This window comes from uncultured Leptotrichia sp., from assembly GCF_938036635.1.
Taxonomy (GTDB): domain Bacteria; phylum Fusobacteriota; class Fusobacteriia; order Fusobacteriales; family Leptotrichiaceae; genus Leptotrichia; species Leptotrichia hongkongensis.
Map to the genome: position 1 here is coordinate 1 of NZ_CALHQO010000186.1, position 1,529 is coordinate 1,529.

General features: G+C 29.8%; 2 protein-coding genes and 1 pseudogene. All 3 read left to right on the forward strand.

Going from position 1 to position 1,529, the window contains the following annotated elements; all coding sequences use genetic code 11:
• The first annotated feature begins 11 nt into the window (after positions 1–11).
• Positions 12–158 carry a thioredoxin domain-containing protein gene (locus tag Q0370_RS03685; RefSeq protein WP_299572279.1) on the forward strand — a complete coding sequence of 49 codons (147 nt, stop codon included), beginning with the start codon at positions 12–14 and terminating at the stop codon, positions 156–158.
• A 157-nt stretch (positions 159–315) separates the two neighbouring features.
• The gene (gene trxB, locus Q0370_RS03690; RefSeq protein WP_299572277.1) at positions 316–1,251 is read left to right on the forward strand and encodes a thioredoxin-disulfide reductase; all 936 of its coding nucleotides are present in this window, start codon (positions 316–318) and stop codon (positions 1,249–1,251) included.
• A 38-nt stretch (positions 1,252–1,289) separates the two neighbouring features.
• Positions 1,290–1,529, forward strand: a pseudogene (locus Q0370_RS03695) (ribosome biogenesis GTPase YqeH); the annotation flags it as partial.

The following is a 1,529-nucleotide window of genomic DNA, read 5'->3' on the forward strand; positions in this document are numbered from 1 at the left end:
CGGAGAAAAATTTGGATGAACAACTAGAATTAGCACAAAGTTTTGGAATCCAAAGCATTCCTACATTAATTTTATTCAAAAATGGGAAACCTGTTAAAAAATTAGTTGGATTACATTCAAAAGAAGCGCTTTATGAAGAAGTAAATCAAGTATTATAATTGTAAATCAGGTAAAATAGGTTGTTAAAGAAATATTTATTTATAAAAAAGTCTAGCGGTTATTTTTCAATTTTGCTAGGCTTTAATATTAAAAAATAAATTTAACTAAGTTATAATTTATAAAACGAAAAATCGTAAAAAAGGAATGGTGAAAAATATGTATGATTCAGTAATTATAGGATCAGGACCAGCAGGACTGACAGCCGCAATTTATCTAAGCCGTGCTGGATTAACAAATATAATAATAAATGGAATGGAACCAGGTGGACAATTGACAACTACAACAGAAGTTGAAAATTTTCCTGGATTTCCACAAGGAATTTCAGGCCCACAGCTAATAGAGGATATAAAGGCTCAATCAAAAAATTTTGGAACTGAATTTCTGCAAGCAGTTGTAAAAGATATTGAAAATGTAGAAAATAATGGTAAGAAAACATTTAAATTGCATTTAGATAACGGAAATATAATAGAAGCAAAAACAGTAATTTTATCAACAGGGGCAAGTGCAAAATACCTTGGAATTGAAAATGAAAAAGAAAATATAGGAAAAGGTGTTAGTGCATGTGCGACTTGTGACGGATTTTTCTACCGTGGAAAAGATGTTGTTGTAATTGGCGGTGGAGATACTGCAATGGAAGAAGCTATATTTTTAACAAAATTTGTAAACAAAGTTACCATCATTAACAGAAGAGATGTGTTACGTGCCTCTGCAATTATGCAACAAAGAGCAAAAGATAATGAAAAAATTGAGTGGAAATTAGATTATACTCCAAAAAAAGTGCTAGCTGATGAAAAAGTTACAGGAATAGAGCTTTTAAATAACAAAACAGGCAAAATTGAAACTTTAGCAACAGATGGAATTTTTGTAGCGATTGGAAGAACTCCAAATACAAAATTTCTTGAAGGAAAAATCGAAATTGACGATAGAGGCTACATTATAACAAAAGGAAAATCCTCTAAAACAAGTACTCCTGGAATCTTTGCAGCAGGAGATGTCCAAGACAGCAAATATCAGCAGGCAATAATTGCAGCTGGAAGTGGTGCTATTGCGGGACTTGATGTAGAAGAATATTTAAGAGAAAATAATTTATAATTTTGAAAAATAAAAAAAATGAAAAATAGGAGGGAATTTTGATTATAAAAAAATGTAATGGCTGTGGAATTGAACTGCAGTTTGAGGATAAAAATAAGGAAGGGTATGTTCCAGAGGAAAAGTTTATTACGCAGGATAATTTACTTTGTCAAAGATGTTATAAAATAAAAAATTATGGACAAAATTTGAAAAATAATTTTAGTAAAAAAGATTACGAAAAAGAAGTTTTACAAAGTGTAAAAAAATCTGATATAATACTTCCAATTTTTGATATTATT

What these genes read in the sequence shown, in the direction of transcription:
- trxB (WP_299572277.1), top strand. Translation starts at nt 316, where the DNA reads ATGTATGATTCAGTAATTATAGGATCAGGACCAGCAGGACTGACAGCC.